General features: G+C 64.1%; 5 protein-coding genes. 4 read left to right on the forward strand and 1 reads right to left on the reverse strand.

The features are described 5' to 3' along the window. Together G3N97_RS37675 and G3N97_RS37680 are read left to right on the forward strand one after the other, a co-directional pair. On the forward strand, positions 1 to 267 hold a 267-nt coding region (locus G3N97_RS37675), incomplete at its 5' end, for a DNA-3-methyladenine glycosylase (RefSeq protein WP_205997826.1). A 224-nt stretch (positions 268 to 491) separates the two neighbouring features. After that, positions 492 to 836 (forward strand): DUF4148 domain-containing protein, encoded by a 345-nt coding sequence (locus G3N97_RS37680; RefSeq protein ID WP_205997828.1) that lies wholly within the window; start codon positions 492 to 494, stop codon positions 834 to 836. 308 nt (positions 837 to 1,144) lie between these two features. On the opposite strand, the gene G3N97_RS37685 is transcribed toward G3N97_RS37680, so the two are convergent. Then, entirely contained in the window at positions 1,145 to 1,588 is a 444-nt protein-coding gene (locus tag G3N97_RS37685) for a CBS domain-containing protein (RefSeq protein WP_205997829.1), read from the reverse strand. Positions 1,589 to 1,998: 410 nt separating this feature from the next. Here G3N97_RS37685 and ribA point away from each other — a divergent pair, with 410 nt between their 5' ends. Further along, positions 1,999 to 2,646, forward strand: coding sequence for a GTP cyclohydrolase II (gene ribA / locus G3N97_RS37690; protein WP_205997831.1), 648 nt, complete (start codon positions 1,999 to 2,001; stop codon positions 2,644 to 2,646). Positions 2,647 to 2,712: 66 nt separating this feature from the next. Further along, on the forward strand, positions 2,713 to 3,072 hold a 360-nt coding region (locus tag G3N97_RS37695; protein ID WP_205997833.1), incomplete at its 3' end, for an SH3 domain-containing protein.

Genomic DNA, 3,072 nt, shown 5'->3' on the forward strand with positions numbered 1-3,072 from the left:
GGTGCGCCGCTGCGCGAACTCGCGCGCGGGCCGGGACGGCTCACGCAGGCGTTCGGCGTCGGCGCGGCGTTCGACGGCGTCGATCTGTGCGGCGGCAAGGGGCTGTGGATCGGTCGCGATCGCGACACGGCGCACACGGCTGCGCCGCTCGCCATCGGTGCGACGACGCGCATCGGCCTGTCGCGCGAGATGCATCTTCCGCTGCGCTTTTACGCAATCGGCAGCCCGTATGTGAGCGGGCCGCGCAAGCTGCTCGAATCCGCGTGACGCGGATTCTGTATGGAATCCGAAAGTTAACTCGAAAGATAGGATTCCACCCTGTTTTCAGCGATTTTTGCGCGGAATGTATTGTTGTCAGGAACGAAACTGTATTTTGGAGAAATAGGTATTTCCCCTGATCTGCCGTCTCAATAAACTGAAATCACTGGTCGGCGAACGCGAGATGTGCCGTTAGACGCCGACCTGAAAACAAGTGATGGAGGTTAGTAACCATGAATACCCGTACTCTCATTCAAGCCGCGGCAATCGCCGCGCTCCTCGCCGCTCCGGCACTCTCGTTCGCTCAAGATCAGACCAATGCGCCCAAGACGCGCGCGGAAGTCCGTCAGGAACTGATCCAGATCGAGCAGGCGGGCTATAACCCGGCCATGTCGAGCGACGCCACTTATCCGCGTGACATTCAGGCTGCCGAAGCGCGCGTCGCGCAGCAGCAGGACGTCGCCCAGACCCAGCAGCCGGTCGCCGACACCAGCTATGGCGGCGCGCCCGCAGGCTCGGCGCAGTCGGGTCAAGCGGCTCATCTTGCGCCGTCGCAGTCGATTTATTTCGGTAACTGAGTCGCGACTGACCTGCGACCGAGCGACAAATGAGCGGCAAGCCGCCGCTCAGGAGCGTCGTTTCGTCGAGCCGTCTGACTGGATAAGCGTCCAGCACCCCAATCCGGCGAGCCGGCGTGGCGCGACAAGCCGCCGCGCCGACTCGCGAGAGATCGCGCATTTTTCATGCGTGGAACCTCCGCCGCCGCAAGGTGGCTTGTGCCCAACCCGAGAAGGATTGGGCTTTTTTTGCTGCGCGTGCTGAAGGGCAGACAGCGGGGCGGACAGCGGTGCGAACGCAGGCGGACGGGATGAAGCGCGACAGGGCGTCAGGTGCCGGGACCGCCGGTGATGTAGTGCTCGAGCTGCTCGATCGTGAACTTCTGCTCGGCGATGATCTCCTTCACGAGGTCGCCGATCGACACCATGCCCACGAGCTTGCCGTCCGCCATCACGGGCAGGTGGCGCATGCGTCGCTGTGTCATCAGCGCCATGCAGTCGTAGGTGGTCTGATCGAGTTCCACGAATCGCACGTGCGGGCTCATGATGTCGCGCACGGCCGTAGTCTTCGACGAGCGGTCCATCAGCACGATCTTGCGCGCGTAGTCGCGCTCCGTGACGATGCCGACGATATCGGGGCCGTCGGTCACGACCAGCGCGCCGATCTGCTTGTCGGCCATCAGGCGGATGGCGTCGTAGACGGAATCGCCAGCGGAGATCGTGTAGACCACCTGTTCCGGCTTGGATTTGAGTACCTGTGCAACGCTCGTCATAGGGCGACTCCAGTTCGTCCTTCTTGTCTTCGGTCATTGCCTGGTACGGCGCAGGCGAGAGTGATGCGCCGTGCGTGCCTTCGTCGAAAGCCATGAAAGCCATTCCAGTATAGGCGGATGGGCGCGGCGAGGCCGTCGGGGTATGCGCGAAGTGTGCGCCTGCCCGCCGTCCGGCCCGGCGGCGATGCGCGACGGATTGAGGCAGGGCGCAGGTCGTTTTGCGACGCCTTGCGCGCCTCCGTCCGCGCGGACGAGCCGGTGCACGCGCGGATGCGTTGTGCAATCCCGCGCTTCAGCCGGCCGGGGCGGGCGGGGCCATGCGGGGCGGCGCGTCGCAATTGGCGGTACACTCCGGTTCCTAACTCCAGTCCGGCTTCGCGCCGGTTTTTGCCAGACCTCTGTTCCACATCATGCCTACGCTTCACGAGCCGTCCTGCGCGGACGGCGATAACGCCAACGAATGCGTCGTGCTTGACGCGAGCGCTACCCTGCCGACCCGTTACGGCACCTTCGAGTCCTACGTCTATCGGGTAAAGGATGGCGGCGCCGAGCACGTTGCGCTCGTGATGGGCGACGTGGGCAGCGGCGAGCCCGTGCTCGCCCGCCTGCATTCCGAATGTCTGACCGGCGACGTGTTCGGTTCCTACCGCTGCGACTGCGGCGAACAACTCGATCTCGCGCTGCGCTACATCGCGGCGGAAGGCCGCGGCGTGCTGCTGTATCTGCGTGGCCACGAAGGGCGCGGCATCGGGCTGTCGAACAAGATCCGCGCGTATCAACTGCAGCAGCAGGGGCGCGATACGGTCGAAGCCAACCTCGATCTCGGCCTGCCCGACGACGCGCGCGAATACGATTCGGCGGCGGCGATTCTGCGCCTGCTGCAGGTCAAGTCGGTGCGCCTGATGAGCAACAATCCGAACAAGTTCGACACGCTCTCGAAGCACGGTATTCCGACGATCGAACGCGTCGCGCTGGCGATCCCGATGCGCGAGGAAAACGAGCGCTATATCCGCACGAAGCAGGTCAAATTTGGCCATTACTTCGAAGAAAACGAGTAACGCGCGGATTTCAGGAACGGAATATGCTATCCCGCTCGGCATGAGTCGAAACAAAAAGGGGGGAGCATGTCTACCATTCCAATGAAGATGGCGCTGTGCGTGGCCGCCGGCCTCGCGCTCGCGGCGCCCGCAGCCCAGGCGCAGTCCCAGGCCTACACCAGCGAGCCGGTCGACCTCTACGCGGGGCCGTCCGGCGACTATCCCGTCGTGAGCGAAGTCGGGCCGAGCGAGCCGGTCGTGGTGTTCGGCTGCGTGAGCGATTACTCGTGGTGCGATATCGGCGCCGAGGGCGTGCGCGGCTGGGTGTACGGCGCGTATCTCACTTATCCGTATCAGGGCGGCTACGTGCCGCTCGCGGGTTATGGCGCGGCCATCGGGCTGCCGATCGTGAGCTTTTCCATCGGCGCGTACTGGGGCAGTTTCTAT

It is taken from the genome of Paraburkholderia sp. Ac-20347, from assembly GCF_017104805.1.
Classification (GTDB): domain Bacteria; phylum Pseudomonadota; class Gammaproteobacteria; order Burkholderiales; family Burkholderiaceae; genus Paraburkholderia; species Paraburkholderia tropica.